The sequence below is a fragment of the Streptomyces sp. JNUCC 63 genome, from assembly GCF_054366325.1.
Genome location: NZ_CM135963.1, coordinates 6,185,901 through 6,204,452, shown reverse-complemented (window position 1 = coordinate 6,204,452; position 18,552 = coordinate 6,185,901). Strand labels below are relative to the sequence as shown.

15 protein-coding genes are annotated in these 18,552 nt (G+C 72.5%); 3 read left to right on the top strand and 12 right to left on the bottom strand.

What is annotated here, in order from left to right:
* Window positions 1-2: 2 nt before the first annotated feature.
* Together ACX25U_RS28535 and ACX25U_RS28530 are read right to left on the bottom strand one after the other, a co-directional pair.
* Window positions 3-629 carry an NUDIX domain-containing protein gene (locus ACX25U_RS28535; protein WP_454384136.1) on the bottom strand — a complete coding sequence of 209 codons (627 nt, stop codon included), beginning with the start codon at window positions 627-629 and terminating at the stop codon, window positions 3-5.
* Between the two features lie 103 nt (window positions 630-732).
* Complete coding sequence (locus ACX25U_RS28530) at window positions 733-2,382, bottom strand: CTP synthase (protein WP_454384134.1); 1,650 nt, start codon at window positions 2,380-2,382, stop codon at window positions 733-735.
* 524 nt (window positions 2,383-2,906) lie between these two features.
* Here ACX25U_RS28530 and ACX25U_RS28525 point away from each other — a divergent pair.
* Window positions 2,907-4,709: a glycoside hydrolase family 15 protein gene (locus ACX25U_RS28525; RefSeq protein ID WP_454394555.1), complete on the top strand. Its 1,803-nt coding sequence runs from the start codon at window positions 2,907-2,909 to the stop codon at window positions 4,707-4,709.
* Between the two features lie 238 nt (window positions 4,710-4,947).
* Window positions 4,948-6,615 (top strand): PucR family transcriptional regulator, encoded by a 1,668-nt coding sequence (locus ACX25U_RS28520; RefSeq protein WP_454384133.1) that lies wholly within the window; start codon window positions 4,948-4,950, stop codon window positions 6,613-6,615.
* A 7-nt stretch (window positions 6,616-6,622) separates the two neighbouring features.
* Here ACX25U_RS28520 and ACX25U_RS28515 read toward each other — a convergent pair whose 3' ends face one another.
* The 6 genes from ACX25U_RS28515 to ACX25U_RS28490 all read right to left on the bottom strand — a co-directional run bounded on the left by ACX25U_RS28515 (window position 6,623) and on the right by ACX25U_RS28490 (window position 12,667).
* The gene (locus ACX25U_RS28515) at window positions 6,623-7,753 is read right to left on the bottom strand and encodes a glycosyltransferase family 4 protein (RefSeq protein ID WP_454384131.1); all 1,131 of its coding nucleotides are present in this window, start codon (window positions 7,751-7,753) and stop codon (window positions 6,623-6,625) included.
* Between the two features lie 132 nt (window positions 7,754-7,885).
* Window positions 7,886-8,659, bottom strand: a complete 774-nt coding sequence (locus tag ACX25U_RS28510; protein WP_454384129.1) for a hypothetical protein — start codon at window positions 8,657-8,659, stop codon at window positions 7,886-7,888.
* A gap of 19 nt (window positions 8,660-8,678) precedes the next feature.
* Window positions 8,679-10,397, bottom strand: coding sequence for a DNA repair protein RecN (gene recN, locus ACX25U_RS28505; protein ID WP_454394553.1), 1,719 nt, complete (start codon window positions 10,395-10,397; stop codon window positions 8,679-8,681).
* Between the two features lie 191 nt (window positions 10,398-10,588).
* Window positions 10,589-11,494, bottom strand: coding sequence for an NAD kinase (locus ACX25U_RS28500; RefSeq protein WP_454384127.1), 906 nt, complete (start codon window positions 11,492-11,494; stop codon window positions 10,589-10,591).
* Window positions 11,491-12,306 carry a TlyA family RNA methyltransferase gene (locus ACX25U_RS28495; RefSeq protein WP_454384125.1) on the bottom strand — a complete coding sequence of 272 codons (816 nt, stop codon included), beginning with the start codon at window positions 12,304-12,306 and terminating at the stop codon, window positions 11,491-11,493. The genes ACX25U_RS28500 and ACX25U_RS28495 overlap by 4 nt, the downstream gene beginning before the upstream one ends.
* Window positions 12,307-12,352: 46 nt before the next feature.
* Window positions 12,353-12,667 (bottom strand): hypothetical protein, encoded by a 315-nt coding sequence (locus ACX25U_RS28490; RefSeq protein ID WP_454384124.1) that lies wholly within the window; start codon window positions 12,665-12,667, stop codon window positions 12,353-12,355.
* A gap of 42 nt (window positions 12,668-12,709) precedes the next feature.
* Between ACX25U_RS28490 and ACX25U_RS28485 the strand changes: the two genes are divergently transcribed.
* Window positions 12,710-13,057 carry a sterol-binding protein gene (locus ACX25U_RS28485; RefSeq protein ID WP_454384122.1) on the top strand — a complete coding sequence of 116 codons (348 nt, stop codon included), beginning with the start codon at window positions 12,710-12,712 and terminating at the stop codon, window positions 13,055-13,057.
* Here ACX25U_RS28485 and ACX25U_RS28480 read toward each other — a convergent pair.
* From ACX25U_RS28480 to ACX25U_RS28465, 4 genes are all read right to left on the bottom strand, one after another.
* Window positions 13,041-13,898, bottom strand: coding sequence for an ABC transporter ATP-binding protein (locus tag ACX25U_RS28480; RefSeq protein ID WP_454384120.1), 858 nt, complete (start codon window positions 13,896-13,898; stop codon window positions 13,041-13,043). The genes ACX25U_RS28485 and ACX25U_RS28480 overlap by 17 nt on opposite strands.
* A complete protein-coding gene (locus ACX25U_RS28475) occupies window positions 13,895-14,950 on the bottom strand; it encodes a FecCD family ABC transporter permease (protein ID WP_454384118.1) in 1,056 nt (351 codons plus the stop codon). The genes ACX25U_RS28480 and ACX25U_RS28475 overlap by 4 nt, the downstream gene beginning before the upstream one ends.
* Window positions 14,947-15,987, bottom strand: a complete 1,041-nt coding sequence (locus tag ACX25U_RS28470) for a FecCD family ABC transporter permease (protein WP_454384116.1) — start codon at window positions 15,985-15,987, stop codon at window positions 14,947-14,949. Before ACX25U_RS28470 ends, ACX25U_RS28475 begins: the two co-directional genes overlap by 4 nt.
* 63 nt (window positions 15,988-16,050) lie before the next feature.
* Window positions 16,051-18,441 carry an ATP-binding cassette domain-containing protein gene (locus tag ACX25U_RS28465; RefSeq protein WP_454394551.1) on the bottom strand — a complete coding sequence of 797 codons (2,391 nt, stop codon included), beginning with the start codon at window positions 18,439-18,441 and terminating at the stop codon, window positions 16,051-16,053.
* Between the last annotated feature and the right edge of the window lie 111 nt (window positions 18,442-18,552).

Here is an 18,552-nt window from a genome sequence, read left to right as displayed (position 1 = left end):
CTTCAGGATGCGAAGGGACGCGCCGGCCACGGCGCCTCGGCCGGGCGGAGTGCGTCGAGGCCGTCGCCCTGGCGTGCGGCGACCAGGGAGAGAACGCCCACGACGAGGCAGTTGTTGTGCAGTTCGCCCGCGAGGACGCCGCGTACCAGTTCATCGACCGGCACGCGCGCGTGCTCCATGTCGGTCTCCTCGTGTTCCGCCGCGAAGCGTTCGCCCTCCACCGCGGACAGGCCCCGGGCGAGGAAGATCCGTACGGCCTCGTCGCAGCCGCCGGGGGTGGTGTACACGTCGGTCAGCACCCGCCAGTCCTCGGCCTTGACGTGCGCCTCCTCGTACAGCTCGCGCTGGGCGGCGTGCAGCGGGTTCTCGCCGGGCACGTCGAGCAGGCCGGCCGGGATCTCCCACAGCCGCTGCCGCACCGGGTGGCGGTACTGGCGGATCAGCAGCACCCGGTCCTCGTCGTCGAGGGCGAGGACGGCCACGGACCCGGGATGGACCTGGTAGTCGCGGCGGGCCACGGAGCCGTCGGGCATGACCACGTCGTCGGTGCGGACGGAGGTCTTGCCGCCCACGAAGGGCGTGTCCGTCGCCCGGATCTCCCACTCCTCCGGGGTGTCCTTGATCGTCATGCCCTGTCCTTCCGATCTTGCGACGTGCACAGGACGTGCACGAAGAGAGCGGGGGTGCTCACCTTTGAGGGAACGCACCCCCGCAACCGTACAACCGGGTGTGCTACTTGGAATTCTTCCGCTCGACCGAGGCCTTCACGAGGCCCGCGAACAGCGGGTGCGGGCGCGTCGGGCGCGACCGCAGCTCCGGGTGCGCCTGGGTGGCGACCAGGTAGGGGTGGACGTCGCGCGGGTACTCCACGTACTCGACGAGCTTGCCGTCCGGGGAGGTGCCGGAGAAGACGATGCCCGCCTTCTTCTCCAGCTCCGCGCGGTAGGCGTTGTTCACCTCGTAGCGGTGGCGGTGCCGCTCCTCGACGTACTCCCTGCCGTCGTGGACCTCGCGCACGATCGAGCCCTCGGCCAGCTTGGCCGGGTACATGCCGAGCCGCATCGTGCCGCCCATGTCGCCCTCGCCGGCGACGATGTCCAGCTGCTCGGCCATGGTGGAGATCACCGGGTGGGCGGTGGCCGGGTCGAACTCGGTGGAGTTGGCGTCGGAGATGCCCGCGAGGTTGCGCGCGGCCTCGATCACGATGCACTGCAGGCCCAGGCACAGACCCAGCAGCGGGATCCTGTTCTCCCGGGCGTAGCGGATCGCGCCGACCTTGCCCAGCACGCCGCGGTCGCCGAAGCCGCCCGGGATGCAGATGCCGTCGACGTCGGCGAGCTGCGCCTCGGCGCCTGCCGGGGTCTTGCAGTCGTCCGAGGTGACCCACTTGATCTTCACGCGGGCCTTGTTGGCGAAGCCGCCCGCGCGCAGCGCCTCGGTCACCGACAGATAGGCGTCGGGCAGGTCGATGTACTTGCCGACCAGGGCGAGGGTGATCTCGTGCTCGGGGTTGTGGACGCGGTCCAGCAGGTCGTCCCAGGTCGTCCAGTCCACGTCACGGAAGGGCAGGTCCAGCCTGCGCACGACGTAGGCGTCCAGGCCCTCGGAGTGCACGACCTTCGGGATGTCGTAGATCGACCGGGCGTCGGGGCAGGCGACCACGGCGGCCTCGTCGACGTCGCACATCAGGGAGATCTTGCGCTTGATCGCGGTGGGCACCTCGCGGTCGCAGCGCAGCACGATCGCGTCCGGCTGGACACCGATGTTGCGCAGGGCGGCGACCGAGTGCTGGGTCGGCTTGGTCTTCAGCTCGCCGGAGGGGCCGATGTAGGGCAGCAGCGAGATGTGCACGACGAAGACGTTGTCCCGGCCGACCTCGTGGCGGACCTGGCGGACGGTCTCCAGGAACGGCAGCGACTCGATGTCGCCGACCGTGCCGCCGACCTCGGTGATCACGACGTCCACCTCGTCGGTGGCCATGCGGCGGATGCGGTGCTTGATCTCGTTGGTGATGTGCGGGATGACCTGCACGGTGTCGCCCAGGTACTCGCCGCGCCGCTCCTTGGCGATCACCGTGGAGTACACCTGGCCGGTGGTGACGTTGGCGGTGCCGTCCAGGTCCCGGTCGAGGAAGCGCTCGTAGTGGCCGATGTCCAGGTCGGTCTCGGCGCCGTCGTTGGTGACGAACACCTCACCGTGCTGGAAGGGGTTCATCGTGCCCGGGTCGACGTTCAGGTACGGGTCGAGCTTCTGCATCACGACGCGCAGGCCCCTGGCCTTGAGCAGCATGCCGAGGCTCGAGGCGGTGAGGCCCTTGCCGAGCGAGGAGGCGACACCCCCGGTGACGAAGATGTGCTTGGTCGTCGTGGATTTGGACGGCATGGCCAAGAGAGGGCTCCCGTGGTCGCGGTTGGATCGTGTGCGGTACGGCAGTCCGGCCCGGGGAACCCGGGTGATCCGGCTGAGGTGCCGTCGCTGCGGTTCGGGGGTTTCGAGCCCACCGGTCCACGGGCTACCAGGGTATCAGCGCCGGGCGGACATGGCTTACGGCCACGCTCCGCGCACGTCCCGACACGGGTACGCACCAACGTACAGGTCTCTCACCCATGGCTCACTCGTTCGCCACATGCGGGTTGTCCGGAGCGGCACGCAGATCATCTACGTGCGTCGTATCCTGCTCGGACACTCACTGAGGAGCCCGGCCGGCAACACGGCACCACCCCCGCCCGTAATGACCCGGAAACAACAAGAGCTCGTCAGTTCGTTGAGCAAGAGTTGTCGATCTGCCCCCGCGGCTGACCGGCGCTTTTGCCTCACCGCTCAACGACGCATTACAACCACCCCTTGACCGCACTAGCGACAGCCCCTTCGCGGGGTGTGACGTGGCCGTTCGACTGGAGTTGCACGTGGCCGGGCGCATCGAAGACTACGCACTCATCGGAGACATGCAGACCGCTGCTCTGGTCTGCCGGGACGGGACAGTGGACTGGCTGTGCCTTCCTCGCTTCGACTCGCACGCCATCTTCGCCGGCCTGCTGGGCACCGAGGAGCACGGCTTCTGGCGCCTCGGCCCCGCCCACGCTGCCGGCACCGAGCCACCCACGGCGGACCGGCGCAGCTACCGCGGCGACTCGCTGGTCCTGGAATCCGAGTGGGACACCCCGCGCGGCACGGTCCGCGTGACCGATTTCATGCCCCCGCGCGACGGCGCCCCGCAAGTGATCCGCGTCGTGGAGGGCGTCTCGGGCCGGGTGCCGATGCGCTCGGCGCTGCGCATGCGCTTCTCCTACGGCCGGATCGTGCCGTGGGTGCACCGGCACGAGGGGCGCACGGTGGCGGTGGCGGGCCCGGACTCCGTGTGGTTCGACACACCGACGAAGACGTACGGCAAGTCGCTGACCACGTACGCGGACTTCACGATCGCAGCGGGTGAGCGGATCACGTTCACGCTCTCCTGGCAGCCCTCGCACAAGGAGCCGCCGCCGCTGCCGGAGCCGGAGCAGTCGCTGGAGGCGACGGAGGAGTTCTGGCGCGAGTGGGTCGGGCACTGTACGTACCACGGCCCCTACCGCGAGGCCGTGGTCCGCTCCCTGATCACGCTCAAGGCCCTGACGTACGCCCCCACGGGCGGCATCGTCGCGGCCCCCACCACCTCCCTGCCGGAGGACATCGGCGGCGTACGCAACTGGGACTACCGCTACACCTGGCTGCGGGACGCGGCGATCACCCTGTCCTCGCTGCTGCGCACCGGCTACCGCGAGGAGGCCCGTGCCTGGCGCGAGTGGCTGCTGCGAGCCGTCGCCGGCGACCCCGACAACCTGCAGATCATGTACGGCATCGCCGGCGAGCGCGAGCTCGGCGAGGCCGAGCTGGACTGGCTGCCCGGCTACGAGAACTCCGCCCCGGTCCGGGTCGGCAACGGCGCCGCCCACCAGCTCCAGCTGGATGTGTACGGCGAGGTCATCGAGGCGCTGCACCTGGGCCACATGACGGGTCTGGCCCGCAACGACTACGCCTCCCTGCTCCAGATCAAGCTCATCGAGTACCTGGAGAAGCACTGGCAGGAGCCGGACGAGGGCATCTGGGAGGTGCGCGGCCCGCGCCGCCACTTCGTGCACTCCAAGGTCATGGCGTGGGTCGCCGTCGACCGCACCATCAAGCTCATCGAGTCCGGGGACGCCGACGGTCCGCTGGAGCGGTGGAAGCTGCTGCGCGACGACATCCACCGGGACGTGTGCGAGAAGGGCTACGACAAGGAGCGCAACACCTTCACGCAGTCCTACGGCTCCCGGGAACTGGACGCCTCCCTGCTGCTCATCCCGCAGATGGGCTTCCTGCCGCCGGACGACAAGCGGGTGATCGGCACCATCGAGGCCATCCAGCGCGAGCTGTCCACGCCGGACGGCTTCATCCTGCGCTACCCCACCGAGGGCGACCACGCGGGCGTCGACGGCCTGCCCGGCGACGAGGGCGCCTTCCTCGCCTGCTCGTTCTGGATGGCCGACGACCTGGCGATGATCGGCCGCGTCGACGAGGCGAGGAAACTCTTCGAAAAGCTCCTGTCCCTGCGCAACGACCTGGGCCTGCTGGCCGAGGAATGGGACCCGAGGCTCCAACGCCAGGTGGGCAACTTCCCCCAGGCCTTCAGCCATGTCCCGTTGATCGACACGGCCCTGCGCCTGACGGCGAGCGGCGCGTACGGAGGCTGAAGCCGCGCAGCTGCGGGCAGTCGTGCCTCCCCCAAGCTCTTCGAGCAGGGGGTCCCCCAGGGCGATGGGGGTCCCCCCTGCTCGAGCGGAGTCGAGAGCTTGGGGGAGGGTGGGCGCAGCTGCACCCCTCAAGCGGGGCGAGCGCACCCACCCCACGGTCATCCCAGCTCAGGGCACCCGAACAACTCAGGGTGCCCAAGGCTGCCACCGCGCCCCAGGCACAGGTACCGTCCGCTCCATGGACCGCAGCTTCGACCCAGAGGGCACCGGCATCACCGTTCAACGCGCCCTGGAACTGCCCGGCCTCCGCAGCGGCCTCCCGGAGGTCCTCGCCGGCGCCGACAAACTCACCCGCACCGTCCGCTGGGTGCACGCCGGCGAGGTCCCCAACATCGCCTCCCTCCTCAAGGGCGGCGAACTCCTGCTGACCACCGGCTACGGCCTCGGCACCCGCCCCGCCGACCAGCGCGCCTTCGTCCGCACCCTCGCCGACCGCGGCATCGCGGCCCTCGTCGTGGAGCTGGGCCCCCGCTTCACACGCCTGCCCGCCGCCCTCGTCGAGACCGCCCGGAACGCCGGTCTCCCGCTCGTCCAGCTGCACCGCGAGGTGCCGTTCGTGACGGTCACCGAGGAGATCCACACGGAGATCGTCAACGGCCACTACGCGCTGCTCCAGCGCGCCGAGGAGGTGCACCGCCGCTGCACCCAGGCGCTGCTCGGCGGCGGCGGAATTCCCCAGGTGTTGGTCATCCTGGCCGACTTCTGCGGCAACCCCGTCTTCCTGGAGACCCCGGACGGGCAGCTGCTGTACGCGGCCGGCTCCGGCCCCGAGGGTGCCGATCCGCTGCAGGTCTGGGAGGGGCTGCGCGGCCAGCACAAGGACGCCTCGCCTCCGGCCGGTTCGGTCCTCGTGGACGTACCCGGCGGCGGCCCCGGCACCGGCTCGGTGCGCGCCCGGCTGGTGATGCTGCCGGTGCGCTCGCCGCTGGCCCCGGTGCACCGGATGGCGGCCGAGCGGGCGGCGGGCGTCCTGGCCGTGGTGCTGATGCACGCCCGCCAGGAGGAGGAGCTGGCGGCGCGCGGTCGCGGCGACTTCCTCACCGACCTCGCCGAGGGCCGTATCGCCGCCGAGGACGCCCCCGCTCAGGCCCGCGTGCTCGGCTTCAAGCCGGGCAGCAGCCCGCTGCTGCCCATCGTCATGCGCCTGGGCGACACGCTCGCGCCCGCCGGGGGCACCGCGGGTTCGAGCCCGGTGGCCAGTGGCGGAGGCTGGACGGTGCTGGCCCGCGCGGTCGCGGAGGAGCTGGCCTCGGTGGGCGTGCCGGTGCTGCTGGGCGTACGGCCCGTGGAGGGCCGGGTGCCGCTGCTGGTCGGGCTGCGCTCGGAGGCGGAGCGGGCGGCGGTAGCGGACCGGGTCGCGGCGGCGCTGCGGGCGGGTGCGGAGCGTGCGGGGATGCACCGGCCGGGCGGGCAGCCGCCGGTGGTGGTGGTCGGCGTGGCGGGCGGTTGGGCCGCCGCCTCGGCAGGGCTGCGGCACGCGGCCGAGGCGGCGACGGCGGCGCAGGGGCTGCCGGACCGGCCCTGGTACGACGCCCGCCGCCTGGACATCGACCTGCTGCTGTGGCGGCTGCGCGACCACCCGGACCTGGCGGCCTTCGTGGACCGTGCGATCGGCCCGGTGGTGGACCACGACCGCCGGTCGAAGCCGCCGCTGCTGCCCACCCTGCAGGCGTACCTGGCGAACGCGGGCCGCAAGGCGGAGACGGCGCGCGAACTGCATCTGAACCGGCAGACGCTCTACAACCGCCTCGCCCGGATCGGGGAGTTGCTGGGCACCGACCTCGACGACCCGCAGACGGTGCTGGCGCTGAGCCTGGCCCTGCAGGCCCGTCGGCACGTTCCCTGACGGGCCGTCACCCCAGCGGCCTGGGCTGGGTCAACTCGTCGTAGATACTGAGCACTTGGGCGACCGTCTCATCCTCGGTGGGCCAGGTGGCGGCCTGCCGGTCGCCCATCTCCCGCAGCGCTTCCAGGCGTTCGGGATCGCCGAGCAGCCGTACGACGGCACCGGCGAACGCCTCCGCGTCCTGGTCCGGGACCAGTTCGGCCGCGTCGCCCACGAGTTCGGGGATGCCGCCCGTGCGTGCGGCGACGAGCGGCACGCGCGCGTGCAGTGCCTCCTGGGCGAGGACCGAGCGGGCCTCCCCACTCCTGGGCAGCAGCGCCACGTCGGCCGCCGCCAGCAGCTCACCGACGTCCTCGCGCCGCCCGAGGAGCCGGACGGGCAGCTCCTCGTCCTCGATCCGCCGCTGCAACTGGGCACGCAGCGGTCCCTCGCCCGCGACGAGGACCAGCGGCACGGGGTCCAGCAGGCGCCAGGCGCGGGCGGCGTCCAGCAGCAGCTCGTGGCCGCGGTCCGGGTCCAGGGAGGCGACGGCGAGGAGCAACGGCCGGTCGGTGGCGCCGAGTTCGGCCCGCACCTTGGAGCGCGGGCGGTCCGGGTGCTCGTATCCGGCGGCCGGCGGGGGCACCGCGACCGCGGCGAGCCTCGCGTCCCGGGCGCCCCGGCGGCGGGCCCGGTCGACGAGTCCGGAGGTGGTGCCGAGCACGACGGTGGCGGCCTTCACCACCCGGCGCTCCAGCAGCCGCAGCAGATGCGCGCGGGGTCCGTCGGCGTGCGCGTGGTCGTGCCAGGTGACCACCAGGGGTGTATTCCGGCCGCTGAGCGCGAGCGCCGCGCGGAAGGAGGCGTGCAGCCCGTGCGCGTGCACCAGGTCGGCGTCCGCGCAGACCGTGCGCAGCGCGGCCACGGACACCGGGTCGCTGCTGCGGGGCACGTGCACGTGCTGGGCGCCGACGTCGGTGAAACCGTAGGCGCGGTCGGCCTCGAAGGGGGCGCATACCGTGACCCGTACGCCCCTCGCGACCAGTCCGGCGGCCAGCGACCGTACGTGCGCGCTGCTGCCGGCGTTGCCTCCGCCCAGCACCTGCACGGTGCGCAGCAGAGACCGGCCGTGCGATGCGTGGCTGCTCACGGGGCTCACGTGGCCGGGGCTCCTGGTTCGGCGTCGGGCGGTCACGGGGAAACGTACAGAAGGTATCGAGCCGGGGGGGGCTGAACCGCGCGCCCTTGCCAGGCGTACTGCCCCGGCTCCAAGGATGCCAGTACGTACGGGTCACTCGGACGAGTGAAGTTGAAGGCTTGGCGTCCCCTTCTGTCCGCTCACCTTTTCGCCGTATACGGCGGCGGCCACCACCGCGAGGGCGTGCGCGATCAGTCCGGCGCGTCCGTTGCACGCGACGGCGGCCACACCGAGGGCCGCGCCCAGGGCGTGCGCCCCCGTGTCGCCGAGCATCGCGCGCTCCCCCAGGTCCTCGGGCAGGACGGCCGCGGCGGCTCCCGTGGTGGCGGCGGCCAGTTCCGCGCCCGGTCCGCCGCGCAGCAGCCCGGGCGCCGCGAGCGCGAGCACCGCGCCGGCGGCTCTGCCGGGCCGTACGTCCAGGAGGTTGACGGCGTGCGCGGCCCCGGCGATCACGACCCCGGCGAGGACCTTGTCCAGCGGCCGTTCCTTCAGCAGCGCGCCGGCGGCGAGCCCGGCGGCCGAGATCCCGAACAACTTGACCGCCCCGCTGGTGACTTCACCGCCCCTCAGCGCGGCCAGATGCGCCCGGAACCCACGGCGCGGGTCACCGGCCCCGGCGACGTCGTCATAGGCCCCGCAGACCCCGGCGGCCAGCACCGCCGCCCCGGCCGCGGGCCGCACCCGCCCGACGGCCGCGGCGACCGCCGCGGCCGTCGCCGGTCCGGCGTACAGCCCGACGGTCCGCCCCGCGTGGTTCGTCCGCTCCCAGCGCCCGCGCCCACCGGGCGCGGCGGCACGAAGCCCGGCGGTCCCGGCCCGGGCGAGACCGGCGGCCAGCGCGAAGGAGGTGGCGATACGGGAGATCATCCCGCCACCCTACGACGCCCTAGCCGTCCGCCCGGGCCGTGGCGAGAAGTTCCTCGGCGTGCGCCCGGGCCGTTTCCGAGTTCTCCTGCCCCGCGAGCATGCGGGACAGCTCCCGGATGCGGTCCTCGCCCTCGAGCACCTTCACACCGGAGCGGGTCACCGAGCCGTCGTTGGTCTTCTCGACCAGCAGCTGGCGGTCGGCGAAGGCGGCGACCTGGGGCAGGTGGGTGACGACGACGACCTGGGCGGTCCTCGCCAGCCGGGCCAGGCGCCGCCCGATCTCCACCGCGGCCTTGCCGCCGACGCCCGCGTCCACCTCGTCGAACAGGTACGTCGGCACCGGGTCCGTCCCCGCGAAGACCACTTCGACGGCCAGCATCACGCGCGACAGCTCACCGCCGGACGCTCCCTTGGCGATCGGCCGGGGCGGCGCGCCCGGGTGCGGGGCGAGCAGCAGCTCGACCTCGTCGGCGCCGGCCGGTCCACAGGCGACAGTCCGGCCGCCCACCTCGACGCCCTCGGGGTCCTCGGTCTGCCGGATGGCGAACGACACGCGCGCGTGCGGCATGGCCAGCGAGGCCAGCTCGGCGGTCACGGCGGCGGCGAACCGCTCCGCGGCCTCCGTCCGGGCGTCCGTCAGCGCCTGGGCGAGCCCGCCCAGTTCGGTGCGCAGCGCGTCCCGCTCGGCGGTCAGCTCACCGATCCGCTCGTCGTCGGAGTCCAGCTCGGTCAGCCGGGCGGCACCGCGCTCGGCCCAGGCGAGCACGGCGCTCACGTCCTCGCCGTACTTGCGGGTCAGCGCGCCGAGCGCGGCCCGCCGCTCCTCCACCGCCGCCAGCCGCAGCGGGTCGGCGTCCAGGTCGTCGGCGTACCCCGCCAGCTCCCCGGCCACGTCACCGAGCAGAATGCCGATCTCGCCGATGCGGTCGGCGAGCTCGGCCAGCGCCGGATCGTGCGCCCGCACGGCCTCCAGTGCCCTCTGGGCGCCCGCGACGAGGGTGGCCGCGTCGATGCCCTCGGGGTCCTCCGGACTGGCCGCGAGAGCGGCGTGCGCGGCCGTCGCGGCGGACGCCAGCGCCTCGGCGTGCCCCAGCCGCTCCGCCTCCTCGGCCAGCTCCACGTCCTCCCCGGCACGCGGCTCGACCCCGGCGATCTCGTCGAGGCCGTAGCGCAGCATGTCGGCCTCCTGGGCCCGCTCACGCGCGCGCGTGGTGATCTCCTCCAGCTCGGCGGAGACGGCCCGCAGCCGCCGGTAGGCCTCGGCGTACTTGGCGAGCGGCACGGCGACCGCGTCGCCCGCGTACCGGTCGAGGGCCTGCCGCTGCCGGGACAGCTTCAGCAGCCCCTGCTGGTCGGTCTGCCCGTGCACGGCCACCAGGTCGTCGGCGAGCTCGGCGAGCAGCCCCACGGGCACGCTCCGCCCGCCCAGGTGCGCCCGGGAACGCCCCTCGGCGGAAACGGTACGGCTGATCAGCAGCGCCCCGTCGTCGAGCTCGGCGCCGGCCTCCTCGGCCCGTACGGCGACGGAGGCGTCCGCGGGCACGGTGACCCGTCCCTCCACGACCGCCTTGTCCGCCCCGATCCGCACCAGCGCCGGATCCGCACGCCCGCCCAGCAACAGCCCCAGGCTGGTGACCACCATGGTCTTGCCCGCACCCGTCTCACCCGTGACCGCGGTGAACCCGGGCGACAGCTCGACAACGGCGTCGTCGATCACTCCGAGCGACCGTATCCGCATCTCCTCCAACACGTCCCCGACCTTACGAGGTCAGGGGTGGGGAGCGCACACAGGCCGCGCATGTCACCCACGTGAGTGGCCCCACCAAAGGGGCGCGGGGCTGTATCGATATGCGGCTCCGCCGCGTGGGCGCGACAAGCCACAACGAACCCGCACCCGCCGACGAACCCGAATCCACCCCCCGCAAACCGCTAATGCGGCGCCCCCCGCCACCCGGAAACCGGCAGCGCGAACTTGGCCACCAGCCGGTCGGTGAACGACGCATGGTGCAGCCGAGCCAGCCGCACCGGCACAGCCCCCCGCCGCACCTCCACCCGCGCCCCCGCGGGCAACTCCACCGTCCGCCGCCCGTCGCACCACAGCACCCCCGGAGGGACGTGCGGCAGCACCTCCACGGCCAGGACGGAGTCCGGAGACGTCACCAGCGGCTTGGCGAACAGCGCGTGCGCGGAGATCGGCACCATCAGCAACGCCTCCACCTCCGGCCACACCACCGGCCCCCCGGCGGAAAAGGCGTACGCGGTCGACCCGGTAGGGGTGGCGCACACGATGCCGTCGCAGCCGAACCCCGTCACCGGCCGCCCGTCGATCTCGAGCACGACCTCCAGCATCCGCTCGGCGGACACCTTCTGCACGGCGGCCTCGTTCAGCGCCCAGTCGGTGTGCACGATGTCGCCGTTGCGGTGCACGACCACGTCGACGGTCATGCGCTCCTCGACCTCGTACGCCTTGCTGACCACCCGGTCGACGACCTTGTCCAGGTCGTCCCGCTCGGCCTCGGCGAGGAACCCGACCCGCCCGAGGTTCACCCCGAGCATCGGCACCCCGGAGGCCCGGCCGAACTCCGCGCCGCGCAGCAGCGTGCCGTCACCGCCGAGCACGATGAGCAGTTCGCACCCGTCCAGGGACTGGGGGGTGGCCTCCTTGACCAGGTCGACCTCGTCCGGCAGCGGCAGGTCGCGCGCCTCGGCCTCCAGGGCGCGTACGCCGATCCCGGAGCGCAGCAGCCCCTTGACCACGAGCTCGGCGCTGCGGATGGCGGCCGGCCGTCCGGTGTGGGCCAGCAGGAAAACGGTTCGTGCTCGGGTCTGTGTCAACGCGGCCCCTCCGCCACTGCACGGTCAACGTCGGCCGGGTCCAGGGCGGGCGCCCCGGCACGCAGCCACAGAAAGTATTCGACGTTCCCGGACGGCCCGGGCAGCGGACTCGCGGTGACGCCCCGCACCCCGAGTCCCAGTTCCCACGCCTTCCCGGCCACGCCCCGCACGGCTTCCGCCCGCAGCTGCGGGCTCCGTACGACGCCCCCGCTGCCCAGCCGTTCCTTCCCCACCTCGAACTGCGGCTTGACCATCATCACCAGGTCGGCGTCCGGTTTCGCGCACCGCACCAGGGCGGGCAGCACCAGGCCGAGCGGGATGAAGGACAGATCTCCGACGACAAGATCCACAGGCTTCCCATCGATCGCTTCGAGCGTCAACTCGCGTACGTTCGTACGGTCCTTGACGGTGACGCGTTCATCCTGCTGGAGAGTCCAGGCGAGTTGTCCGTATCCGACGTCGACGGCGACGACGTGGGCGGCGCCCGCGCGCAGCAGCACGTCGGTGAAGCCTCCGGTGGACGCGCCGGCGTCCAGCGCCCGCCGCCCCTCGACGACGAGTCCCCGGGGTACGAAGGCCTCGAGCGCGCCGGCGAGCTTGTGGCCGCCCCGGGAGACGTAGTCGGGGTCGCTGTCGTCGGCGGCGACGACGATGGCGGCGGCGGTCTCCACCTGCGTGGCGGGCTTGGTCGCGACGGTCTTGCCGACGGTGACCCGTCCTGCGGCGATCAGCTGGCCGGCGTGCTCGCGCGAGCGCGCGAGCTTGCGGCGGACCAGCTCCGCGTCCAGACGGCGGCGTGCGACTCCTGCCACGTTCGGTTCAGCTCCTGTGTTGGTACGACGGTTGGTACGACGACTGCTACGACGGTCTGTACGGCGGTTGGGGCGCGGGCGGCCCCGGGCGGGCGTCGAGCGCGGTGAGCGCGTCGCGCAGTTCCCGGTGTACATCCTCGTACACCTGAAGGTGTCCGTCCGTGGTGAGGTGGTCGGCGTCGCCGAGCCGTTCCAGGGCCGCGTCGACCCCGGCGTTGCCGGTGGGGGTGCGGGGGACCTCCAGAGGGGCGGGTGCGGCGGAGTCGTACCCGGCGTCCGCGACGCTCTCCTCCACGGCCGGCGCTTCCTCCACGGCCGGCGCTTCCTCCACGGCCTCCGTCCCGGTCACAGACTCGCTCATGCCCAGACGCTACCGCGAAGCCCTGGGGTAACGTCGGTCGCGATGGCCACGATCGAGGAGTGCCGCAGCGCACTCGAGAAGCTCTCGGACAACATGGCGGACACCGAGGGGGGCGTCCGCGAGGCGGCGGCCCTGGACCGCTCGGTGAGCTGCCACATCAAGGACCTCGACGTCACCTTCGTGGGGCGTCTCACGGGCGGCCGGATCGAGGTGCGGGACACCGTCCAGGGCCCGCCGCCCGAGAAGGCCGGGATAAGGCTCGTCATGACCGGCGACGACCTGGTCGCGCTGGTCGGCGGGGAGCTGAACTTCGCCAAGGCGTGGGGGTCGGGCCGGGTGAGGCTGGAGGCGAGCCTGCTGGACCTGTTCCGGCTCAGGAAGCTTCTGTAGCCCCCACGCGCACGCGTGCCCTGCGCGCGGCCGGCACCACCAGCGGCGTGCCGGTCTCCGGGTCCTCGACGACCTGGCAGCGCAGCCCGAAGACCTCCTCCACCAGCTCGGCGGTGACGATGTCGTTCGGCGCACCCTGGGCGATGACCTTCCCGCCGCGCAGGGCGACGAGGTGGGTGGCGTAGCGGGCGGCGTGGTTGAGGTCGTGCAGTACGGCCACGAGGGTGCGGCCCTGCTCCTCGTGCAGTTCGGCGCACAGGTCGAGGACGTCGATCTGGTGCTGGATGTCCAGGTACGTGGTCGGCTCGTCGAGCAGCAGCAGCGGCGTCTGCTGGGCGAGGGCCATGGCGATCCACACCCGCTGGCGCTGGCCGCCCGACAGCTCGTCGACATGGCGGTCGGCGAGTTCGGCGACCCGGGTCCGCTCCATGGACTCCTGTACGACCCGCTCGTCCTCGGCCGACCACTGGCGCAGGATGCCCTGATGCGGGTAGCGGCCGCGACCCACCAGGTCGCCGACGGTGATCCCGTCGGGCGCGATCGAGGACTGCGGCAGCAGCCCGAGGGTGCGGGCGACCTTCTTGGCGGGCATCGACTGGATGACCTGTCCATCGAGCAGCACCCGGCCCCGGCTGGGCTCGAGCATCCGCGACAGCGCCCGCAGCAGCGTGGACTTGCCGCACGCGTTCGGGCCGACGATCACCGTGAAGGAGCGGTCGGGGATCTCCACCGACAGCTGCTCGGCGATGACCCGGTGGTCGTAGGCGAGAGTGACGTTGTCGGCGGTCAGGCGGTTCACGGTGCTCCTTCGGTTGTTCGCTGCGTTGCTGCGGGCGCTCATATCCGGCCGGCCCTGCGCTCGGTGACCAGCAGCCACAGCAGGTAGACGCCGCCGAGTACCCCGGTGACCACGCCGACGGGCAGCTGGTCGGCGCCGAAGGCGCGCTGCGAGGCCCAGTCGGCGGTGACCAGCAGGGCGGCGCCCATGCACAGGGAGGGCACCAGGTTGGGGCCGGGCGAGCGGGTGAGGCGGCGGGCGAGCTGCGGCGCGGTCAGGGCGACGAAGCTCACGGGGCCGGCGGCGGCGGTGGCGGCGGCGACCAGCAGCACGGCGGAGCCCATCAACAGCAGCCGTACACGCTCGACCCGCACCCCGAGGGCGTAGGAGACGTCGTCGCCCATCTCCAGCATCCGCAGCCCGCGCGCCTGGGTGAGGACGAGCGGGACGAGTACGGCGCACAGGGCGAGCAGCGGCCGGACCTGGGTCCAGTCGCGGCCGTTGAGGGAGCCGGTCATCCAGACCACCGCGCGGGAGGCGTCCACGAAGTCGGCCTTGGTGATCAGATAGCCGTTGACCGCGGTGACGACCGCGGAGACGCCGATGCCGACCAGGACCAGCCGGTAGCCGTGCACGCCCTGCTTCCAGGCGAGCAGATGGAGGGCGAGGCCGGTCACCAGACCGCCCACGAGCGCCCCGAGGGTGACGGCGGTGGCGCTGCCCGAGAACAGGACGATGACGACCAGCGCGCCGGCCGTCGCGCCCTGGGAGAGGCCGAGTACGTCCGGGCTGCCCAGCGGGTTGCGGGAGATGGACTGGAACAGGGCGCCGCCGAGTCCGAGACAGGCGCCGACCAGCAGCCCGACCAGGACGCGCGGCAGCCGCAGTTCGCGGACGATGAACTCCTGTCCCTGGCTGCCCCGCCCGACGAGCGTTCCGAGGACGTCGGAGGCGGACATCGGGAAGTCGCCGGTGCCGATGAGCACGACGCCCGCGGCGAGCGCGGCGGCGAGGAGCAGGCCGACGACCGTGCAGGCGCGGCCGTCGAGGCGGAAGGACAGCCCGCCCGGGGTGCGGACGGCCCGAACGGTACGGGGGGTGCCGGTGGTCTTCACAGCTGGGCCGTCCTCCGCCGCCGTACGAGCAGGATGAACACCGGGCCGCCGATGATCGCGGTGACGATCCCGACCTGGAGCTCGGCGGGCCGGGCGACGATCCGGCCCACGACATCCGCGCCGAGCAGCAGCACGGGCGACAGGAGGGTGGCGTAGGGCAGGATCCAGCGCAGGTCGGGCCCGGTGAAGGAGCGCACGACGTGCGGGATCATCAGCCCGACGAACACGATCGGCCCGCAGGCGGCGGTCGCGGCGCCGCACAGCACGGTCGCGGCGAGCATGGCGAGCGCCCGGGTGCGGTTGAGGTGGGCGCCGAGGGCGCGGGCGGTGTCGTCGCCCATCGCCATGGCGTTGAGCGGCCGGGCCAGCAGCAGGGCGAGCACCGTGCCGGCCGCGAAGAACGGCAGCACCTGGACGATGGTCGCGTCGGTGGCGGAGGCGAGCGAGCCCACGGTCCAGAAGCGCATCCTGCCCAGCGCCGCACCGTCCATGATCATCACGGCCTGGAGGTAGCCGTAGAGGGCGGCGCCGATCGCGGTGCCGGCGAGGGCGAGCCGGACGGGCGTGGCGCCCCGGCTGCCGCCGAGGAACCACACCAGCGCGCCCACGGCGGCGGCGCCGAGGAAGGCGAACCAGACGTAGCCGCTCAGGCTGGTCACACCGAGGAACGTGATCGCGGTGACGACGGCGGCGGACGCGCCCGCGTTGATGCCGAGGATGCCCGGGTCGGCCAGCGGGTTGCGGGTCAGCGCCTGCAGTACGGCCCCGGCCAGCCCGAGCGCGGCGCCGGCCAGCAGGCCGAGGACCGTACGGGACAGCCGCTCGCCGACCACGACGTCGCCGTACGTCCCCGAGCCATGGAACAGGCCGTGCCAGACCTGCGCCAGGGACAGCTCCTTCGCGCCGATCGCGATGCTCGCCAGGGCGACGAGCACCAGGATCGCGGCGGAGACGAGGAGCCCGAGCGAGTGCACCGCCGCGCGTCTCGGGGGCGCGGCGGTGGCCACGCGCTCTTCTGGAGGACTGTCGACCAACACGAGGTTAGGTTAGCCTACCCTCCCCACATGCTCGACAGTGCGTCAGACCCCGGTCGTCCGCGGTCAACTGCCGACGTAGGCCGCGAGGTGCTCGCCGGTGAGGGTGGAGCGGGCGGCGACGAGATCGGCGGGCGTGCCCTCGAAGACGATCCGGCCGCCGTCGTGGCCGGCGCCGGGGCCCAGGTCGATGATCCAGTCGGCGTGCGCCATGACGGCCTGGTGGTGCTCGATGACGATGACCGACTTGCCGGAGTCGACCAGCCGGTCGAGCAGGCCGAGCAGCTGCTCGACGTCGGCGAGGTGCAGACCGGTGGTCGGCTCGTCGAGGACGTAGACGCCGCCCTTCTCGGCCATGTGGGTGGCCAGCTTCAGCCGCTGCCGCTCGCCGCCGGACAGCGTGGTGAGCGGCTGGCCCAGGGTGAGGTAACCGAGCCCGACGTCCGCCAGCCGCTGAAGGATCTTGTGGGCCGCCGGGGTGCGTGCCTCGCCGGCGCCGAAGAACTCCTCCGCCTCGGTCACCGACATCGCCAGCACCTCGCTGATGTCGCGGCCGCCGAGGTGGTGGTCCAGGACCGAGGCCTCGAACCGCTTCCCCTCGCACTCCTCGCAGGTGGTGGCGACGCCGGCCATCATCGCCAGGTCGGTGTAGATGACACCGGCGCCGTTGCAGGTGGGGCAGGCGCCCTCGGAGTTGGCGCTGAACAGCGCCGGCTTCACGCCGTTGGCCTTGGCGAACGCCTTGCGGATCGGGTCGAGCAGTCCGGTGTACGTCGCCGGGTTGCTCCGCCGGGAGCCGCGGATCGCGCCCTGGTCGACCGCCACCACCCCCTCGCCGGCCGGGATCGACCCGTGGATGAGCGAGCTCTTGCCGGAGCCGGCGACACCGGTGACGACGCACAGGACGCCCAGCGGAACGTCGACATCGACGTTCTGGAGGTTGTGGGCGTCGGCGCCGCGGATCTGAAGCGTGCCGGTCGGCTTGCGCACCGTCTCCTTGAGGGCGGCCCGGTCGTCGAAATGGCGGCCGGTGACGGTGCCGCCGGCCCGCAGCCCCTCGACGGTGCCCTCGAAGCAGACGGTGCCGCCCGCCGTACCGGCGCCGGGGCCGAGGTCGACGACGTGGTCGGCGATCGCGATCACCTCCGGCTTGTGCTCCACCACGAGCACCGTGTTGCCCTTGTCCCGCAGCCGCAGCAGCAGGTTGTTCATCCGCCGGATGTCATGGGGGTGCAGGCCCGTGGTGGGCTCGTCGAAGACATAGGTGGTGTCGGTGAGCGAGGAACCGAGGTGCCGGATCATCTTGACGCGCTGCGCCTCGCCGCCCGACAGCGTGCCCGACGGCCGCTCGAGCGAGAGGTAGCCGAGGCCGATCTCCACGAACGAGTCGAGGGTCTGCTGCAGCGTGGCGAGCAGCGGCGCCGCCGACGGCTCGTCGAGGCCGCGGACCCATGCGGCCAGGTCGCTGATCTGCATCGCGCAGGCGTCGGCGATGCTGATCCCCTTGATCTTCGACGACCGGGCCGCCTCACTGAGCCGGGTGCCGTCGCACTCGGGGCAGGCGGTGAAGGTGACCGCCCGGTCCACGAACGCCCGGATGTGCGGCTGCATCGCCTCCCGGTCCTTGGCGAGGAACGACTTCTGGATCCGCGGGATCAGCCCCTCGTAGGTCATGTTGATGCCCGCGATCTTCATCCTGGTCGGCTCGCGGTGCAGGAAGTCGTGCAGCTCGGTCTCGGTGTAGTCGCGGATCGGCTTGTCCGGGTCGTAGAAGCCCGAATCGCTGTAGAGCCGGTAGTTCCAGCCGCCCGCCTTGTAGCCGGGGATGGTGAGCGCGCCCCCGGCGAGCGACTTGGAGTCGTCGAAGAGCTGGGTCAGGTCGATGTCGGAGACCGTGCCCCGTCCCTCGCAGCGCGGGCACATGCCGCCGGTGATGCTGAACTCGCGCCGCTCCTTCACGGTCTTCCCGTCGCGCTCGAACGTGACCGCACCCGCCCCGCTGATCGAGGGGACGTTGAAGGAGAACGCCTTGGGCGAGCCGATGTGCGGCTGCCCGAGCCGGCTGAAGAGGATACGCAGCATCGCGTTGGCGTCGGTGGCGGTGCCGACCGTGGAGCGGGGGTCGGCGCCCATCCGCTGCTGGTCGACGATGATCGCGGTCGTCAGCCCTTCGAGCACGTCGACGTCGGGCCGCGCCAACGTCGGCATGAAGCCCTGCACGAAGGCGCTGTACGTCTCGTTGATCAGCCGCTGCGACTCCGCGGCGATCGTGTCGAACACCAGTGAGCTCTTGCCCGAGCCGGAGACGCCGGTGAACACCGTCAGCCGGCGCTTCGGGATCTCCACGCCGACGTCCTTGAGGTTGTTCTCCCGCGCGCCGTGCACGCGGATCAGATCGTGGCTGTCGGCGATATGCGGCGCCGGCGACCGTGTGTCCGTCGTCGTGGCCGTGCTCATCGTGTCTCCCCTGGTGTCCATGGCGGTCACGCTAACGGCGGCCGGCTCACCGGCGCTTCTCCATTTCTGACGAATCCGCCCCTGCTGGATCCGCCTCCGACGAATCCGCTC